Below are 15,622 nucleotides of genomic sequence, written 5' to 3' on the forward strand. Positions count from 1 at the left end.
AACGCGCTGTGGCGGCGTCGACGGTCGGTTCAACGTGAGCCGCGATGGGTTGCCGTGATGTGGCTCGAGCAAAAAAGCCTGCCGGTCGGCAAGGCCCTGGAACTGAGTCGCCGGGCAGGCTACATCTCGTCAAAGGTCAGTCGAATCCGGGGATGACCATTTCGGGGTAGCAGCGGCAGTACCCTCGTTCACCGCACGATGCTTCGCCCGGGTGACCATCGGGCGGACGTCGATCCAGGCGGAATTTCTTTCCTTCCCGGCTGACGCATGTGGGGCAGGCGCCGCCGCTGTCGCCCAAGGAGCGCCAGCGATAGTGGGTGATTCCTGCGGCCTGCGCCCGCGCGAAGTCCCGCGCAATTCGCTTCTGCGCGAGCTCCAGCATGTGAGCTGCGAGGCTCGCACGTTCGGCCTCCAATTCGTCTGCCGTCTTGTGCTCGCCTTTGCGTTCCGGCGGGCGCTTCGGTGGCGCCCAGCGCGGGCTTCCATCGACGTCCACGGGCGCAAACGCCTGGGTCGGCTCTGGCCGTGGAGCAGGGACGATCATATTCACGAGAAAGTTCAAGAGGCCCATGCACAGATCTTGCCGCATCGCGGCTCGATGCGCTCCACAGGGGCGCGGCCGATTACGGGCCGAGCGATACATTCGCTTGAATCAACATTTTTGTTTATACTGGCACCGGGCTTTCCGAATTTCCCGAGTGGCAGGGAACATCGGCAAGCCTCCTTCGCCGAACAACATGCGCGCACGTAGACGTTGCAAGTGAGGTCGAGGGCACCAATAGGTTGAATCTTCCACTTGATCAAGGACACCGAGAAATGGCAACTGCAAATCGAGCGACCTCCCGCGCTCATCAACTTAGTTGGACAAATGAAAACATCGGAGTTCAAGCGCTTCCTTGCGTCGAAGGGCGCCAAGTTCGTTGAGGGTGCAAAGCACACCAAGATCTACGTCAACGGTAAACAGACGACGCTACCGCGTCATGCCAAGGAGTTGGGCGATGGACTGCGCAAAGCGATCCTGCGGCAACTCGGAATCAAAGATTGAGATGACCCATGTTTAGCTACCCCGCACGAGTGGCGCGGGATGGCGGTGGATACCTGGTGACCTTCCCGGATATTCCGGAAGCAATGACCGGCGCCAAGGAACGAGTCGAAGCGATCAAGCTTGCGGCCGATGCCTTGACGACCGCGATGGACTTCTATTTCGAGGACAGGCGGCCAGTGCCAATGCCCTCTCCGCTGAAAAAAGGACAGGTCGCAGTGGACTTGCCCGCAAGCGTTTCTGCAAAGGTGCTTTTGCTGAACGAGATGATTGCTCAAGGCAAACGTCCAGCAGAACTGGCGCGGCTGATGAATGCGCGCCCTCAAGAGGTGACACGCCTTGTTGACTTGCATCATCCGACAAAGATCGACACTATCGCCGCAGCCTTACTGGCTATGGGAAGGCGACTCGACCTTCGGCTGGCCTGAGGAATCTTGAAGAGAGATTGGCGAACATTTCCGTACTGCAGCCGCTGTAGCTGATCGGCTCCTGTCATTCATCCGCTCTTTTGGAGTGTGAATCGATAGCCGCCTTTGAGAACGGTTTCGACGGTGTCTCGTAACCCGAACGGGGCCAGGGAATCGCGTAAGCGTCGTATGTGGACGTCAATGGTTCGTGCAGCAATGCGTGCGCCAGGCGGCCACACGCGGTCGAGAAGTTCCGTGCGGGAGTGCACTGTCTCTGGATGAGTAACCAGGAAATAGAGCAGCCGGTACTCCGTCGGTCCGATCTGGACTTTCTTCGTACTTCCTTGAACTACCGCGAGGACTTCGCGATGCACCCAGCGAAAGCTCAGGGGACCTGAGACTACATCCTCCCCCAGCAACTCAGGGGCGCGGCATCGCACAACGGCCTTGATTCGTGCCAGCAGTTCGCGCGAGGAAAACGGTCGTAGTACGTAGTCGTCCATTCCCGCGTCAAGTGCGATCACTGCTGTATCGGAATCTCCGTACGTGCTGGTGGCGAGAATGGGAAGGTGAGCAGTTCGAGGCTGCTCGCGCAACTTCCGTCCCCATTCCAATACTGCAGGCCCGCCGCTGCGGGGAACGTCGATGATGACGAGTTTGGGCGTTCCGATCCCGAGCGACCGGGTGGCATCCACGCAGTTGCGCGCTCGAAGCACATCGAAGCCACCGCGTCCGCACGTCGCGCAAATCAACTCGAGAGCCTCCGAGTCTTTGGCAACGACGAGCGCGCTTTTGGGAATATCGTAGGAGAGCACTGGGATCGAAATGAGAGGGTGCAAAAAATAAATCCATAAATCTAGATTTCTGGACTTGTAGTATCTTTGCGAAGGATCGTGACAGACGGATGACGTGTTTGAAACGGGACTGTCATATGCTCGGGCCATACTCATCGAATCACCCTGTCATATGGGAAAGTCTGCCTCGCCCAAAAGCTCCATGAATTCAGAAAAAGCCGTAGTCGCCCTGGCTGCCCTGGCGCAGCCTTCTCGACTGGCCATCTTCCGCCTGCTGGTGGTCGCGGGCAGCGACGGAATGTCCGTCGGCAAGATCGGTGAGGAGCTCTCTTTGGCCGGTGCGACGCTGTCGTTCCACATGAAGGAACTGACTCACGCCGGCCTCATCCAGGGAACGCAAGAAGGCAAATTCGTCTATTACCGCGCACAGTTTGCGCCGATGAACGAGCTGCTCGCGTTCCTCGTAGAGCACTGCTGCGACGGCTCGGCGGAAGGCTGCGAAGTGGAGCTCCCCCAGTGTGTGGAAGAGGCTGTCGATCGACGCCGGGCTCCTGCCCGCAAGCGCCTTGCGCGGGCCTGAGTCAGCACACGACGTCACCATCGACGCACGCGCGCACTGCGCGCTGTCCTGCCTCCCCAAACAGCACGGGCGCTCGACATCCGTCGGCGCCCCTCTTGAAGCTGGGCAGCACTTGCGATGCCGCCTGCGCTCACTCAAGTGCCAATGCGACCGCCATCGTTCTTCGTGATCACGATCGTTGCCGAGCGCGGACGCGAGCCCGCGCCGTAGCCAGCATTGCTGGGCCAGCGGCTCGTGTACTTGGACGGGTCGGCCAGGTTGGCCTGGCTTGTGGTCTCACCCGGATGCTGGATGTTCACGAAGATGGCCTTCCCATCCGGCGTTTCGCAAAAGCCCGTGAGCTCGCATCCGACCGGTCCGACCAGGAAGCGTTTCAGGGTATCGGCCGTCGGGGCCTTGCCGACCTGGGTCAGCACATCGACCTTGCTGCTGTCTGCCTTCGTGTAGCTCAAGGTCTTCGCACCACCGTCGCCGACCTTGCCGGGCAACGCGGCAAGCATCATGCAGTTCGTGACGTCCGTGTAGGCACCGTCATCCGTCTGGATCCAGCAGATTCCCGTCGCGGGACTGAACACCAGGCCATCCGGACTCGAGAAGTCCTGATCGGCGGTGAGGCTAGAGATGTTCACCATGCCCTTGTCCGCGCCAGCTTCTGCGCCAAAGAGGTAGATGTCCCAGGTGAAGGTCGTGGCAGCGCCGCCGGCGCTGCCTTCCTTCATGCGCAGAAGGTGCCCGTTCGGGTTGCCGGGCTGCGAGGTCGAGCCTTTCATGTCGACATAGGCCCGCGGATTCGCGGCGTCGAGAGCGACCTGCGACGAGCCGCTCGGCTCGAGTCGGCGATTGCTGTTGTTGGTCAGCGTCTGGTAGATCTCGCCGTTGGCAGGGTTCACGCCTCCCCATTCTGGGCGGTCCATCTTGGTCGCCCCCACCGCATCGCCTGCAATGCGCGAATGAACGGCGACATCGGCCTGGTTGGAAAAGGCGTAGCCGGCGTAGCCGGAAACTGCCGCGTTGGTGAAGCTGAGTTCCAGCCAGGTGCCGGTTCCATCGGCATTGAACTTCGCGGCGTACAGCTTGCCGTCGTTCAGGTACTTGTCGCCAATGGCCAGGCGATCGGCCGGATTGGCATCAGCGGCAGCCCAGAGCGCCGTCGACACGAACTTGTACATGTACTCGTTGCGCGCGTCGTCGCCCATGTAGACGACCAGCGGCTGCCCAACTGTCGGCTTGCCGAAGGCTGCGCTTTCGTGAGCGAATCGGCCCAGGGCGGTGCGCTTGCGAGCGGTTTTCGCCTTGTCGAGTGGATCCACTTCGACGATGTAGCCCATGCCGTTGAGTTCGTTGCGGTAGTCGTCGCTGCCGTCCGTGGAGACGCCGGCCTTGCTGATGATCCAGCGCGCGAAGCGGTCCTCGGGGCCGGCGCTCTCCCAGCCATGCCGTGACGCGCCACCCTGGGTGCTGCCGTATCGCTTGAGAGCCACAACGCTCTTGTCCCCGCGGGCTGCATCGTCCGCAGCGGCGCGCGTGAAATAGCCGAACCAGTTCTCCTCGCCGGTGAGGAAGGTGCCCCACGGCGTCTTGCCGGTGCCGCAGTTGTTCAAGGTGCCGCGAGTGCGGGTGCCGTTGGTCGAGTATTTGGTGATCAGCAGGCTGCTCCCGCGGGCCGGACCTGTTATCTCGATGTCGCTCAAGGGCGTCAACCGGAAATTGAAGTTGGATCCTGCGACCGTTGCCCACTTCCCCGACGTCTTGGCGACTTCCACGACCGAGATGCCGTGGATGGCGATCTCCTTGTCCACCTCGGAGGCCGGCCGAGGCAACGTCGAGGTCCCCCCATTGGCGTGCAGGAAGAACGAGCTCAGCGATTCATTGGTCGTGGCCTCGTGATTGACGGCGAGCACGCCGCGATCAGTGGCCGTGAGCGAGAGCTTCCCGTTGGCATCGAGGCCGAACCACTCCATGCCGTCGTGGTGGTCGCCTGCACGATTTTCGAAGGCGGTGTCGGTGCCATCGTTCTTGTACGCGGGCGTGCCACTCGTCAACGGGTCGCCAAGAGCGTAGATGACGCTGAAGGAGTACCCGACGGGTACCGATACGACGTCCGCCAGGCTCTTTGCGACGGCACCGAAGCCGAGAAGCTTCTCCGTTGGGGGTTGGGGTGCCGGCGCCGGGCTGGGGGCTGGTGCCGGCGCGGGCGGAAGCACGGGGAAGCTGACACCGTTGCTGCCGCCACCACCGCAGCCCGCGACAGCCAGGCCGCCCAGTAAGGCCGTCCCGGCTGTGCCGACGCTGCCGCGCAAGATACCTCGACGGCTCAACCGTGCGGCGAGCACCGAGTCGAATGTAGGGTTAGGCGACGTGTTGGAGTCTTCGTCGTTGAAGTCGATCTGTTTGGGACCGGCCAAGTTTTTCATTTAGATCTTTCTAGATACGTGGAAACGTTTAATCTAGAGATCGGCAGTGACGGTTTTGTGACCGAGTCAGTACTTAGTCAGCATGTACTCGGCCGTACGCAGCAGAGCGTTGGCGCTTGAGATGATCGCCTTGACTGTTGAGGCTTCGTTAGCAACTCCGCGTGGTCGGGGCGACAGGGCTCTTGCCGATGGCGGGATTGACGCAAATAAACCACACAGGTCGTTGCGGGGGTACAAAAGGGGGTACGGCAGCTACTGCGAAGTCATAGAAGTCAACATCCATGCGGTATGTGGGCCATCTTTAGATCGGTTTCACACGACCAACAATCATCGCGAGATGGAACAACGGGTCAGAGCCACAAGCTCTGACCCGTTTTTTTGTCTGCGCCCGAGGTGTGCGTGGCGTCGCGCCGGAATCAGGCCTGCGATGAATCCGGTGCGCTCAGCTCGCCGTTCCACGAATTGAACAGGTAGCCGCCCGTTGCATCCTGCAGCGTTGCCTGGACCTCGATCAGCGTGTTGATCTCGTCCAGCGTTTCGTCGAGGTCCTCGATGTCGATCTCGAAGCGTGCATCGCATTCGCGCATGGCCGTGGCGTGCATGGTGTCCTTGGCGATGTCGATGGCTTCCGCGCTCACATGCGGCGCGGCGGACAGTCTGATTCGAAGGGCGGGCCCGTCCTCCTCCCACTGGACGACGAGCGCATCGCCATCGGCCGCGACATCCAGGCCTTGAGCGATCAGCAGGCGCGATGCGGCGTCCAGATCGGGGCTGTCGGCATTCGATGCAAAGAAGACCATGGAGACATCGTCGGCCATGCGTGAGATTCCTCGTGTGCTGGGTCGGTGGCCATTGTGCCGGGCCGACCGGTCCCGTCCCCTTTTAGGCTAAGCTGTCGCCCGAACCTCGAAGAAGGCCTCGTCGGTATCGCCCAGATCCCGGAAGCCCGCGGTCCTGGCCGTGTCGTAGGCCTTGGCCCAGCGGCGCGCGAGCGCGATGTCGGCCTTCGAGAGTTCGTTCTCGCTCGATTCGCTCGCGTTCTGGAAGGCGCGCAGCGCCGGCAGCACGTCGCTGCCCAGTTGCCGCTCGAGTTCGCGCTGGAAACGCCGCTGCGCCAGGCGGATGGCTTCGTCGCTGGCGTGCGCATAGTCGGCCAGGAGCACCTCGTAGGCGGCGGGAGGCTCGGTCTCCCGTTCCGGGGAAGACGGCGCGGGCCCGGCTTTCTGCCGCACTGGCGGTGCTTCTTCGAAGGGCTCGGGAAGGGCGCCATCGACGATGGCCGGTTGATGGAACAGCTCAACTTGGGTCATGGGAAGAATGGGCGTGGAAATACTGTTTGAATATACAGTTATTTTTCGAAGAACAGGTGACACTTCGACCCTGCCGCCCGCGGCAGGCCCGCTGCCCGCGATCGCCGCCAGCCCTTTACCGGCCGTCACAACTCCGCCGCGTCATGACATGTTCCTGAGACCTTGTCGCGAGAATAATCCCGCACTCAAGAAAAAAATGGACATCCGATGCCGATGCAGCACATCGAAATCCTCAAGAAAGGCGGCTTCGTCGCACGCCGCCACATCCAGGACCGAGAGAACGGCGAATGGCCCGCATGGGTGACCTTCGAGAAGGAAGGCGAGGCTTCGCGGCGCATCCGCCACGGGATCGGCACCTTCAGGTCCGAGGAAGAATTGCTATCGAACTGCGTCGCTTTCGCTCATCGCATGATCGACGAGGGAAAGACGGGTTTTCGCGCTTGAATCGCGGGGCTTCGACGCGGGGCCCTCGTGTCTTCGGGCGAGGCGCACGCTCGGCGCGCCGCGCCTGACGCCCCGGCGCTTGCCAGGCCTCTCAGAGGCTGCCGAACCCGGTCTGGCCGATGACGACGTGTTCGCGTTCGACCCGGGGCTTCGGCTGTCGTCGCGGCCTTTCCGCCCGCAGGATGGCCAGCATGGCCATCAGGGCGGCGCCCGCGGCAATGCCGGCAAGGAAGACGAAAGCGATAAAGAAAGGGTCGGATGCTCGCATGCGGTCCTAACGTAGTTTTGTGCCCCACGGTTTACAGGGGGTTACACCTACGTGTTGTACCGCAAGCCAGCAGGGATCGGAAGAGCAGTGCTCCGACCCGTGACGGGCTCGCTACAGTGCCCGTGCCTGCTTGGCGCCGCCTTTGCGTGGCGACTTCCTGCTGCCCAGGCTGGCCAAGGCCCGTTCCACGGCCCGTTGCGGCAGAAGCTGCGACTTGCCGCAGTTCCTGCAACGGTAGGGTTTCAACCACGGGAAGAAGCGCATCCAGGCCTGCTGCGGGCTGCTGTCCAGATGCTCGATGCTGCAAGGGCAGGGCGAAAACGGGTTGGCCATGAAACTCCCGGCGAGGGCTCGGTGTCGTGCGGTCCCTGGCGGGCTCTCCGGCCATCGTTCGAGAATTGTTGCAGTGCATTGTTAAACCTCTCTTAGGGGGACGTCGGCATCTCAGGCCTGCTTTTCGCGCTTCCAGCGCGTCGGCGCCAGGCTCTGCCAGGCCCATTCCAGCGGGCCGAGCCGGTAGCGGCGCAGCCACCAGCAGCTCGCGGCCGCTTGCAGTGCCAGGATCGCCATGCAGGCCACGGCGAGGCCCGCCACGCCGAACTTCGGGCACAGGCCCGGGCCGACGCCGTAGAACAGGCTCAGGCCCGCCAGCGCCTGCACGAGGCCGTTGCTCCACGCCATGCGCCCGAGCGGCGCCAGCTTGCGCAACCGGCCCCGCCAGGCGGCGCGCTGGAACAGCAGCACGAAGGCCGCCACGCAGAAAAGCAACTGGGCCAGCACCGCCATCGCACGCAGCGGGCCGGGCGCGGATTGGCCTGCCGGATCGCTCAGCGCGAGCAGCAAGCCCGTCGCGAGGCTCGCCAGCAGCAGCCGGCGCCAGAAGCGCCGATGGGCCACCGACTGCCTCAGCACCTGCGCACGGCCCAGCGCCATGCCGGCCAGCAGTCCGCCGAGCACGAAGAGCGGCCACCAGGCGGCGACGCCCGGGAACTCGATCGGCGCGAAGCCACGCCAGCCCACGAGCGGCATGCCGAACAGCGCGAAGCCGCGCAAGGCATCGACGAGTTCGCGCCGGCGCGGTCGTGCGTCGTCCGCGATGGCGACAGGGCGTGCGAGGAGCCGTGCAGGCGACAGGGAAAGAGGCGGCGTGGCGAGTCCGAGGGTCATCGATGTACGGCAGCGTCTGCGAAGCGATGGAGGGAACCCGGCGTGATGCGGAAGGCGGGCCAGGTGCGGGACGCGGCCACCGCGGGCGAGTTGCGCGTCGGCCACCGATGCTAGGGATGCGCATTGCCTCAACATTACGAGCGCCGCATGCGGCGGCCGGCTCGTGGTAGAAACCGCCGCCCGCATCGCCTTCCGGTGCGCCCACTCCCGTGCCCCACCGCTCCGTTTCGCCAGTCATGCCCTCCGCAGCCGGCCGTGCATGGCCGGCGCTCGTCCGCTGGCTCACGCTGGCCTGCGCGCTGCTGCTGGCCGGCTGCGCGGGCCTGCCGAGCGACGTCGTTCGCCGGTCGTCGACGACGATCCCGAACGGCGCCGACACCACGCTCGGCCGCCTCGTGGCCGCGACCGCACCGCGCGGCGAAGACGAGCCGCTCAGCGGCTTCCGCCTGCTGCCGATGGCGCAGTTCTCGCTGCATGCGCGCATCGAACTGATCCGCCGCGCCGAGCGTTCGATCGACGTGCAGTACTACCTGGTGCAGAACGACGAGACCGGCCGCTACCTGCTGCGCCACCTGCGCGACGCGGCCGAACGCGGCGTGCGCGTGCGGCTGCTGGTCGACGATCTCTACACGGCCGGCGCCGATCCGCTGTTCCGGGGCCTGGCCGCGTATCCGAACGTCGAAGTGCGGATGTTCAACCCGTTCCCCGCCGGGCGCGAACGCTTCGGTACGCGCTGGACCGCCTCGCTGCTCGACTTCAACCGCGTGCACCGCCGCATGCACAACAAGCTGTTCGTGGTCGACGACACGATGGCGGTCATGGGCGGGCGCAACATCGCCAACGAGTACTTCCTGCGCGACGGCGGCTCGAACTTCATCGACATCGACACGCTGGTGGCCGGGCCCGTGGTCCACAAGCTCTCGTCGCTGTTCGACAGCTACTGGAACAGCCCCTACGTCTACCCGATCGAGTCGCTGGTATCGGCCGACGGCGCCTCGCCGCAATCGCTGCGCTCGCGCTTCGACGAACTCACGAGCGGGCCGGGCACGCCCGAGCCCGAGCAGCCCGGCGCCACCGACCTGCTGGGTCACCATCCGCTGGCCGCCGACCTCGACGCGGGCCAGCTGCAACTGGCCTGGGCGCGCGCCGAGGCCTACGCGGACGCGCCCGCCAAGGCGCTGGCGCCCGAGGAAAGCCGCGGCGCGCCGGCCGATGTCTCGCCCGACAGCGTGCAGTTCAACCTGCAACGCCATCTGCGCGGCGCGCGCACCGAGATCATGCAGACCACGCCCTACCTGATCCCGGGCCGCGGCGGCATGGAAACCATCCGGCATGTGCGCGGCAACGGCGTGGGCTACATCATGGTCACCAACTCGCTGGCGGCCACCGACGAGTCGCTGGTGCACATCGGCTACCGCCGCTACCGCGCCGAGATGCTGCGCCTGGGCGTGGCGCTCTACGAGCTCAGCCCCAAGCGGGTCGAGCAGAGCCGGCGCTTCGGCATGTACGAGACCTCGAGCGGCCGGTTGCACGGCAAGTCGGCAGTGATCGACGGGCGCACGGTCTTCATCGGCTCGATGAACTTCGACCCGCGTTCGGTGCTGCACAACACCGAGATCGGGCTCTTCATCTTCAGCCCGCAGATCGCGCAGCAGCTCAACAGCCTGATCGGCTTCATCCGGCTCGACGGCGCCTACCAGCTGCAGCTCGGGCCGCGCGGTGGCATCGAATGGGTGAGCCCGGCCGCGGGCGATGGTGCCGACACCATCCTGCACACCGAGCCCGAGACGAATTTCTGGGCCCGCTGGCGGCTCGAGCTGCTCGCGCCGCTGGTGCCCGAGAGCCTGCTGTGAGGCCCGCTTACTGCTGCAGCCGGCCGCTCAGGTAGGGCTCGGGATCGACGGCCACGCCGTTCTTGCGGATCTCGAAGCGCAGCTTCACGCGGTTGGCATCGCCGCCCGATCCCATCTCGGCGATCTTCTCGCCCTGGCGCACCACCGCGCCTTCCTTGACGAGGATGGTGCTCGCGTGGGCATAGGCGGTGAGGAAGGTCTCGTTGTGCTTGATGATGACCATGTTGCCGTAGGCGGCCAGTTCGTTGCCCACGTACACCACGCGGCCGTCGGCCGAGGCCACGATCGGGTCGCCGAGGTTGCCGGCGATGTCCACGCCCTTGTTGCGCACGCCGTCGAAGCGGCCGATGGTGGTGCCGGCGGCGGGCCGGATGAACAAGGCCTGGCGCTGCGGCGGCGGGGTCGCGGTGCGGCCGGGCTGTTGCATCGGCGGCAGCGGCGTGGTCGTGCAGGCGGCGATGCCGGCGGCGAGCAGCGCCGCGGCGCCGATTCGGAAAACAAAAGTCTGAAGGTGCATGGCGCTCGGTTGGAACGGGGACGTTCTGAAGGGTTCCCTCGGATCTCGGGGCCGTGCGGCCCGGCCGGTCGATGCTAGCAAAGTCCCCGGCGCGTTCCCTGCGGGCCGGCAGGGACTTGGCGCGCGGGCGGCCGCGCGCCATCGGGCGATCACTTCAGCGGGATCGGCGTGCCGCGGTCGATCGGCACCGCGGTGACGCTGTTCTTCGGCGAGCCGTCGATCAGCAGGTCGGAGTAGGTGAGGTAGACCAGCGTGTTGCGCCGCGCGTCGACCATGCGCACGACGCGCAGCCGCTTGAACAGCACCGACAGCCGCTCGCTGTAGACCTCCTCGCGCTTGGGCAGCGGCTGCGTCACGTTCACCGGGCCGACCTGGCGGCAGGCGATCGAGGCCTCGGCCTTGTCCTCGGCCACGCCGAAGGCGCCCGCGATGCCGCCGGTCTTGGCGCGCGAGACATAGCAGGTCACGCCGCTGACCTTGGGGTCGTCGTAGGCCTCGATCACGATCTTGTGGTCGGGGCCGATCAGCTTGAAGGCGGTGTCGACCTCGCCCACGGTCTCGGCGCGCGCCGCGGTGGCGGCCAGCAGGGCGACGGCGAACGCGAGCGCCGCGCCGCGTCGAAGGGAGATGGCGTGCTTCATCGGGTCAGACGATGTCGATCGTGTGGACGCGGTCGAAGCTGCCGCGGCGCCGGTCCTCGAAGTAGTGCTGCAGCGCCTCGCGCACCGTGCGGAAGGCGATCTCGTCCCAGGGAATCTCCTCCTCGGCGAAGAGCTTCGCCTCGATGGTCTCGTGGCCCGGATCGAAGCGGTCGTTCAGCAGGCGCGCGCGGTAGAACAGGTGCACCTGTCCCACGCGCGGCACGCTCATCACCGCGAACAGGCCCTCGATCTCGAAATTGGCACCGGCTTCCTCGTCGGTCTCGCGCGCCGCGCCCTGGGCCGTGGTCTCCTCGAGCTCCATGAAGCCCGCCGGCAGCGTCCACTTGCCCCAGCGCGGCTCGATGTTGCGCTTGCACAGCAGCACCTTGTCGCCGAGCACGGGGATGGTCCCCACCACGTTGAGCGGGTTCTCGTAGTGGATCGTGTTGCAGGCCGGGCAGACGGCGCGTTCCTTGGTGTCGCCGTCGTCCGGCACGCGGTAGACCACCGCGGTGCCGCAGTTCTTGCAATGCTTGATGGGGATGCGCAGCAGCATGGGGCGGGCGTGCTCGCGGCCTCAGACGATCTTGACGGTCAGCACGGGCAGGCCGGCGACCTCGCCCACCAGCGTGTCGCCCGCGACCACCGCCGCCACGCCTTCGGGCGTGCCGCTGTAGATCAGGTCGCCGGGCTGGAGCTCCCAGGCGGCCGACAGGTGCTCGATGGTCTCGGCCACGTTCCAGATCAGCTTGCTCACGTTGCTGCGCTGGCGATCGCTGCCGTTCACCTGCAGCGAGATCTCGGCCTTCTCGGCGTCGCCGGCCTGCGCCACCGGCACGATCGGGCCGATCGGCGCGCTCTGCTCGAAGCCCTTGCCGATGTCCCAGGGGCGGCCCTGCTTCTTCATCTCGTTCTGCAGGTCGCGGCGGGTCATGTCCAGGCCCACGGCGTAGCCGAAGATGTGCTTGTGCGCGTCGGCGGCCGAGATGTTCTTGCCGCCGGCGCCGATCGCCACCACCAGTTCGATCTCGTGGTGCAGGTTCTTGGTCAGGGTGGGGTAGTCCACGGTGCCGGTCTGGCCGGCCTCGACCACCACGGCGGCGTCGGCCGGCTTCATGAAGAAGAACGGCGGTTCGCGGCCGGTGAAGCCCATTTCCTTGGCGTGATCCTCGTAGTTGCGGCCCACGCAGTAGATGCGGTGCACCGGGAAGCGGGCGGTCTGTCCGACGACGGGAACGGAAACGGTCGCGGGCGGGGCGAAGACGAACTCGGAGGCCATGGAAAACGATCCTTTGGGGGCGAAGCGGGAGAGGGGGAAGCCGGCAGTGTGCCAGAGGCGCCGCCCGGCCGCCGGGCGCCGGTGCCGGCCATCGGGGTATGCGAGGGGGCCGTCATGCAAGGGCGCAGAATACGGCCCGTTCCCGTCCCGCCATCGCTTCGCTCCTCCCCATGCCCCTTCGATTCGGAAAAGCCGGCAAGGCCCAGGCCTGCAACGAGCTCGGCAACACGCGCCAGGACGACGGTGACGAGGAGGGCGCGCTGCGGGCCTATGCCGAGGCCAGCAGCCACCGTCCCGACTGGGCCGTGCCCTGGTACAACGCCGGCCTGATCCACAAGTACCGCGGCGACTGGGCCGCCTCGCTCAAGGCCAATGCGCGCGCCGTGCAGTGCGACCCGGGCAACGAGGGCGCGGTCTGGAACCTCGGCATCGCCGCCACCGCGCTCGGCGACTGGGCCACGGCGCGGCGCGCCTGGCGCCTCTACGGCATTCCGCTGGCCGAGGGCGAGGGCCCGGTCGACCATTTCGCCGGCCTGACGCCGATCCGCGTGCATGGCGACGAGGCCAGCGAGGTGCTGTGGGCCGACCGCATCGATCCCGCGCGCGCCATCCTGCGCAACGTTCCCTTGCCGGGCTCGGGCCACCGCTACGGCGACCTCGTGCTGCACGACGGCGCGCCCAACGGCTACCGGCTGCACCAGGGGCGCGAGGTGGCGGTGTTCGACGCGCTCGCGCTGATCGCGCCTTCCGATTACGCCACCTTCGAACTCTGGATCGAGGGCGTGCCGCAGGAAGAGATCGACAGCCTGATCGCGCGCTTCCATGCAGCGGGAGACGGCGCCGAGAACTGGAGCCTGGGCCTCCGCATGCTGTGCGCCGCCTGCTCCGAGGGCCGGCCCTATGGCGAGGGCGAAGGCCACGACCACCCGGCCGACCAGACCGTGGGCCCGCGCGGGCCCTGGCGCCTGGGCCTGGCCGCGCGCGGGGAGGCTGCCGCCCGCGCCCCGCTCGACGCCTGGCAGCGGGAACATCCCGCGGCCACCCTGCGCGAGCTGCGCTGCGTGCTTGCCGCAGCGCCGCGCTCCTGAACCGCATCGACGCTATCCTCGAAACCATGACCATGAAGCTGCACAACTACTTCCGCTCCTCCGCCTCGTTCCGCGTTCGCATCGCGCTCAACCTCAAGGGGCTCGACTACGAATACATCCCCGTGCACATCGCGCGCGGCGAGCACCGCACCGGCCCGTACTCGGCGATCTCGGCCGACATGCTGGTGCCGCTGCTCGAGGACGACGGCGAGCGCTTCTCGCAGTCGATGGCGATCATCGAGTACCTCGACGAGGTGCATCCCGAGCCGGCGCTGCTGCCGAGCGACCCCGCGGGCCGCGCCCACGTGCGTGCGCTGGCGCAGTCGATCGCCTGCGAGATCCATCCGCTGAACAACCTGCGCGTGCTCAAGTACCTGGTGAAGGACCTGAAGCTCGACGAGGAAGCCAAGAACGCCTGGTACCGCCACTGGGTGCGCGAGGGCATGCTGGCCTTCGAGCGCCAGCTCGCGCAGCAGCCCGCCAGCACCTTCTGCTGGGGCGACAAGCCCACCCTGGCCGACTGCTGCCTGGTGCCGCAGATCTTCAACGGCCGCCGCTTCGACTGCGACTTCAGCGGCCTGCCGCGCACCATGGCGGCCTTCGACGCCTGCATGCAGCTCGACGCCTTCCAGCGCGCGCAGCCCTCGCAGTCGCCCGACGCGGAGGCCTGATGGCGCTGCCCTGGCTGGTGCCCGACTGGCCGGCGCCGTCCCATGTGCGCGCGGTCTGCACCACGCGCGAGGGCGGCGTCTCGCAGGGGCCTCAAGGGCGTTACGCCAGCTTGAACCTCGGCGACCACGTCGGCGACGACCCGGCCCATGTCGCGGCCAACCGCGCGCGGCTGCGTGAGGCGATCGGCGCGCGGCCGGTGTTCCTGCAGCAGGTGCACGGCACGGGCGTGGTGTCGCTCGACGCGCCGGGCGTGGCCGACGGCACCGCGGCCGATGCCTGCACCGCCACCGAGCCGGGCACGGCCTGCACGATCATGGTCGCCGACTGCCTGCCGGTGCTGTTCTGCGACACCGCGGGCCGGCGCGTGGCGGCCGCGCACGCGGGCTGGCGCGGGCTCGCGGGCGGGGTGCTGGAGCAGGCCTTTCGGTCCTTCGAGGACGAGGCACGGACCGGTGGCGACGTCATCGCGTGGCTCGGCCCCTGCATCGGCCCCTCGGCCTTCGAGGTCGGCGCCGAGGTCAAGGTCGCCTTCGAGGCCCATGCGCCCGAGGCCGCCGGCTGCTTCCGGCCCGGCGCCGCGCCGGGCAAGTGGCTGGCCGACCTGCCCGCGCTCGCGCGCCAGCGGCTGCGCGCGCTCGGCATCGAGCGGATCCACGGCAACGACGGCGGCGATGCCTGGTGCACCGTGCGCAATGCCTCAGGGTTCTTTTCGCACCGGCGCGACGGGGTCAGCGGGCGCTTCGCCGCGCTGGTCTGGAAGGTCTGAATGCCCGGCCTTCGCCGCCAGTTCCTCGGCGGCCGCGCGCCGCGCCGCCTCCTGCGCGGCCAGTTCCTTTTCCTTCAGCGCCCGGCGCCGCGCGGGCGTGCTCATCAGGTAAACCACCAGTGTCACGGGGGCGAGCCCGTACAGTAGAAAGGTGATGATGGCGCCGAGCACGGTGCCGGTGGTGTTGGTGGCCTCGGCCACCGCCATCATCAGCACCACGTAGAGCCAGCCGATCACGACGAGATGAATGAACATTGGAAAAGGAGAGCGGGGCGAACGAAAGAGGAAGTAAAGCGTGTTTCCACACCGGCCGTGCGATGACGGCCACCGGGGTCCGGACCGCGCCGGCGCGGCGTTGTGAGCGTCTTGCGAATGCAGCA

Annotated in this window: 21 protein-coding genes; 8 read left to right on the forward strand and 13 right to left on the reverse strand. The window is 66.5% G+C overall.

All coding sequences use genetic code 11. From position 1 onward, the window contains the following. Positions 1-136 precede the first annotated feature (136 nt). Positions 137-571 carry a structural protein gene (locus tag ACODT0_RS20880; protein WP_296731734.1) on the reverse strand — a complete coding sequence of 145 codons (435 nt, stop codon included), beginning with the start codon at positions 569-571 and terminating at the stop codon, positions 137-139. A gap of 225 nt (positions 572-796) precedes the next feature. Between ACODT0_RS20880 and ACODT0_RS20885 the strand changes: the two genes are divergently transcribed. Next, complete coding sequence (locus ACODT0_RS20885; RefSeq protein ID WP_365958306.1) at positions 797-1,045, forward strand: type II toxin-antitoxin system HicA family toxin; 249 nt, start codon at positions 797-799, stop codon at positions 1,043-1,045. An 8-nt stretch (positions 1,046-1,053) separates the two neighbouring features. Beyond that, complete coding sequence (locus tag ACODT0_RS20890) at positions 1,054-1,470, forward strand: type II toxin-antitoxin system HicB family antitoxin (protein WP_296731731.1); 417 nt, start codon at positions 1,054-1,056, stop codon at positions 1,468-1,470. Positions 1,471-1,538: 68 nt separating this feature from the next. Here ACODT0_RS20890 and ACODT0_RS20895 read toward each other — a convergent pair whose 3' ends face one another. Continuing rightward, positions 1,539-2,264, reverse strand: coding sequence for a winged helix-turn-helix domain-containing protein (locus tag ACODT0_RS20895; protein ID WP_296731728.1), 726 nt, complete (start codon positions 2,262-2,264; stop codon positions 1,539-1,541). Between the two features lie 181 nt (positions 2,265-2,445). Here ACODT0_RS20895 and ACODT0_RS20900 point away from each other — a divergent pair, with 181 nt between their 5' ends. Then, the gene (locus ACODT0_RS20900; RefSeq protein WP_296731725.1) at positions 2,446-2,823 is read left to right on the forward strand and encodes an ArsR/SmtB family transcription factor; all 378 of its coding nucleotides are present in this window, start codon (positions 2,446-2,448) and stop codon (positions 2,821-2,823) included. A gap of 134 nt (positions 2,824-2,957) precedes the next feature. Here the strand turns inward: ACODT0_RS20900 and ACODT0_RS20905 are convergent, their stop codons facing one another. From ACODT0_RS20905 to ACODT0_RS20915, 3 genes are all read right to left on the reverse strand, one after another. Continuing rightward, a complete protein-coding gene (locus tag ACODT0_RS20905) occupies positions 2,958-5,237 on the reverse strand; it encodes a PhoX family protein (RefSeq protein WP_296731723.1) in 2,280 nt (759 codons plus the stop codon). Between the two features lie 416 nt (positions 5,238-5,653). After that, positions 5,654-6,055, reverse strand: coding sequence for a hypothetical protein (locus tag ACODT0_RS20910; protein WP_489042169.1), 402 nt, complete (start codon positions 6,053-6,055; stop codon positions 5,654-5,656). 69 nt (positions 6,056-6,124) lie between these two features. Then, entirely contained in the window at positions 6,125-6,547 is a 423-nt protein-coding gene (locus ACODT0_RS20915; RefSeq protein WP_489042170.1) for a hypothetical protein, read from the reverse strand. Between the two features lie 207 nt (positions 6,548-6,754). Between ACODT0_RS20915 and ACODT0_RS20920 the strand changes: the two genes are divergently transcribed. Next, positions 6,755-6,991, forward strand: a complete 237-nt coding sequence (locus ACODT0_RS20920; protein ID WP_057596650.1) for a hypothetical protein — start codon at positions 6,755-6,757, stop codon at positions 6,989-6,991. A gap of 91 nt (positions 6,992-7,082) precedes the next feature. Here the strand turns inward: ACODT0_RS20920 and ACODT0_RS20925 are convergent, their stop codons facing one another. From ACODT0_RS20925 to ACODT0_RS20935, 3 genes are all read right to left on the reverse strand, one after another. Further along, positions 7,083-7,259, reverse strand: coding sequence for a hypothetical protein (locus tag ACODT0_RS20925; protein ID WP_172705648.1), 177 nt, complete (start codon positions 7,257-7,259; stop codon positions 7,083-7,085). A 111-nt stretch (positions 7,260-7,370) separates the two neighbouring features. Next, positions 7,371-7,592, reverse strand: coding sequence for a hypothetical protein (locus tag ACODT0_RS20930; protein WP_172705647.1), 222 nt, complete (start codon positions 7,590-7,592; stop codon positions 7,371-7,373). Between the two features lie 111 nt (positions 7,593-7,703). Beyond that, the gene (locus ACODT0_RS20935; RefSeq protein WP_413763916.1) at positions 7,704-8,426 is read right to left on the reverse strand and encodes a DUF418 domain-containing protein; all 723 of its coding nucleotides are present in this window, start codon (positions 8,424-8,426) and stop codon (positions 7,704-7,706) included. A gap of 236 nt (positions 8,427-8,662) precedes the next feature. On the opposite strand from ACODT0_RS20935, the gene ACODT0_RS20940 reads away from it, so the two are divergent. Further along, on the forward strand, positions 8,663-10,279 hold the full coding sequence (locus tag ACODT0_RS20940) for a phospholipase D family protein (RefSeq protein WP_057596648.1): 1,617 nt from the start codon (positions 8,663-8,665) through the stop codon (positions 10,277-10,279). 7 nt (positions 10,280-10,286) lie between these two features. Here the strand turns inward: ACODT0_RS20940 and ACODT0_RS20945 are convergent, their stop codons facing one another. From ACODT0_RS20945 to ACODT0_RS20960, 4 genes are all read right to left on the reverse strand, one after another. Then, the gene (locus ACODT0_RS20945) at positions 10,287-10,796 is read right to left on the reverse strand and encodes a murein hydrolase activator EnvC family protein (RefSeq protein WP_057596647.1); all 510 of its coding nucleotides are present in this window, start codon (positions 10,794-10,796) and stop codon (positions 10,287-10,289) included. A 149-nt stretch (positions 10,797-10,945) separates the two neighbouring features. After that, on the reverse strand, positions 10,946-11,437 hold the full coding sequence (locus ACODT0_RS20950; protein WP_296731698.1) for a CreA family protein: 492 nt from the start codon (positions 11,435-11,437) through the stop codon (positions 10,946-10,948). A gap of 4 nt (positions 11,438-11,441) precedes the next feature. Next, positions 11,442-11,993: an NUDIX hydrolase gene (locus ACODT0_RS20955; RefSeq protein WP_296731695.1), complete on the reverse strand. Its 552-nt coding sequence runs from the start codon at positions 11,991-11,993 to the stop codon at positions 11,442-11,444. A gap of 21 nt (positions 11,994-12,014) precedes the next feature. Further along, entirely contained in the window at positions 12,015-12,716 is a 702-nt protein-coding gene (locus tag ACODT0_RS20960) for a fumarylacetoacetate hydrolase family protein (RefSeq protein ID WP_489042171.1), read from the reverse strand. Between the two features lie 170 nt (positions 12,717-12,886). On the opposite strand from ACODT0_RS20960, the gene ACODT0_RS20965 reads away from it, so the two are divergent. From ACODT0_RS20965 to pgeF, 3 genes are read left to right on the forward strand one after another with little or no spacing between them, the layout of a single operon-like run. Then, positions 12,887-13,804 carry a tetratricopeptide repeat protein gene (locus ACODT0_RS20965; RefSeq protein WP_489042172.1) on the forward strand — a complete coding sequence of 306 codons (918 nt, stop codon included), beginning with the start codon at positions 12,887-12,889 and terminating at the stop codon, positions 13,802-13,804. A 32-nt stretch (positions 13,805-13,836) separates the two neighbouring features. Continuing rightward, entirely contained in the window at positions 13,837-14,475 is a 639-nt protein-coding gene (gene maiA, locus ACODT0_RS20970; RefSeq protein WP_057596657.1) for a maleylacetoacetate isomerase, read from the forward strand. Beyond that, positions 14,475-15,242 (forward strand): peptidoglycan editing factor PgeF, encoded by a 768-nt coding sequence (gene pgeF / locus ACODT0_RS20975; protein ID WP_489042173.1) that lies wholly within the window; start codon positions 14,475-14,477, stop codon positions 15,240-15,242. The genes maiA and pgeF overlap by 1 nt, the downstream gene beginning before the upstream one ends. Here pgeF and ACODT0_RS20980 read toward each other — a convergent pair. Next, positions 15,174-15,497 (reverse strand): hypothetical protein, encoded by a 324-nt coding sequence (locus ACODT0_RS20980; RefSeq protein ID WP_057596641.1) that lies wholly within the window; start codon positions 15,495-15,497, stop codon positions 15,174-15,176. The genes pgeF and ACODT0_RS20980 overlap by 69 nt on opposite strands. Between the last annotated feature and the right edge of the window lie 125 nt (positions 15,498-15,622).

Source organism: Variovorax sp. FG153 (assembly GCF_057809595.1).

Coding starts and splice junctions, on each gene's coding strand:
- ACODT0_RS20880 (WP_296731734.1), bottom strand. CDS start 571: ATGGGCCTCTTGAACTTTCTCGTGAATATGATCGTCCCTGCTCCACGG.
- ACODT0_RS20890 (WP_296731731.1), top strand. CDS start 1,054: ATGTTTAGCTACCCCGCACGAGTGGCGCGGGATGGCGGTGGATACCTG.
- ACODT0_RS20900 (WP_296731725.1), top strand. CDS start 2,446: ATGAATTCAGAAAAAGCCGTAGTCGCCCTGGCTGCCCTGGCGCAGCCT.
- ACODT0_RS20905 (WP_296731723.1), bottom strand. CDS start 5,237: ATGAAAAACTTGGCCGGTCCCAAACAGATCGACTTCAACGACGAAGAC.
- ACODT0_RS20910 (WP_489042169.1), bottom strand. CDS start 6,055: ATGGCCGACGATGTCTCCATGGTCTTCTTTGCATCGAATGCCGACAGC.
- ACODT0_RS20915 (WP_489042170.1), bottom strand. CDS start 6,547: ATGACCCAAGTTGAGCTGTTCCATCAACCGGCCATCGTCGATGGCGCC.
- ACODT0_RS20920 (WP_057596650.1), top strand. CDS start 6,755: ATGCCGATGCAGCACATCGAAATCCTCAAGAAAGGCGGCTTCGTCGCA.
- ACODT0_RS20925 (WP_172705648.1), bottom strand. CDS start 7,259: ATGCGAGCATCCGACCCTTTCTTTATCGCTTTCGTCTTCCTTGCCGGC.
- ACODT0_RS20930 (WP_172705647.1), bottom strand. CDS start 7,592: ATGGCCAACCCGTTTTCGCCCTGCCCTTGCAGCATCGAGCATCTGGAC.
- ACODT0_RS20935 (WP_413763916.1), bottom strand. CDS start 8,426: ATGACCCTCGGACTCGCCACGCCGCCTCTTTCCCTGTCGCCTGCACGG.
- ACODT0_RS20940 (WP_057596648.1), top strand. CDS start 8,663: ATGCCCTCCGCAGCCGGCCGTGCATGGCCGGCGCTCGTCCGCTGGCTC.
- ACODT0_RS20945 (WP_057596647.1), bottom strand. CDS start 10,796: ATGCACCTTCAGACTTTTGTTTTCCGAATCGGCGCCGCGGCGCTGCTC.
- ACODT0_RS20950 (WP_296731698.1), bottom strand. CDS start 11,437: ATGAAGCACGCCATCTCCCTTCGACGCGGCGCGGCGCTCGCGTTCGCC.
- ACODT0_RS20955 (WP_296731695.1), bottom strand. CDS start 11,993: ATGCTGCTGCGCATCCCCATCAAGCATTGCAAGAACTGCGGCACCGCG.
- ACODT0_RS20960 (WP_489042171.1), bottom strand. CDS start 12,716: ATGGCCTCCGAGTTCGTCTTCGCCCCGCCCGCGACCGTTTCCGTTCCC.
- ACODT0_RS20965 (WP_489042172.1), top strand. CDS start 12,887: ATGCCCCTTCGATTCGGAAAAGCCGGCAAGGCCCAGGCCTGCAACGAG.
- maiA (WP_057596657.1), top strand. CDS start 13,837: ATGAAGCTGCACAACTACTTCCGCTCCTCCGCCTCGTTCCGCGTTCGC.
- pgeF (WP_489042173.1), top strand. CDS start 14,475: ATGGCGCTGCCCTGGCTGGTGCCCGACTGGCCGGCGCCGTCCCATGTG.
- ACODT0_RS20980 (WP_057596641.1), bottom strand. CDS start 15,497: ATGTTCATTCATCTCGTCGTGATCGGCTGGCTCTACGTGGTGCTGATG.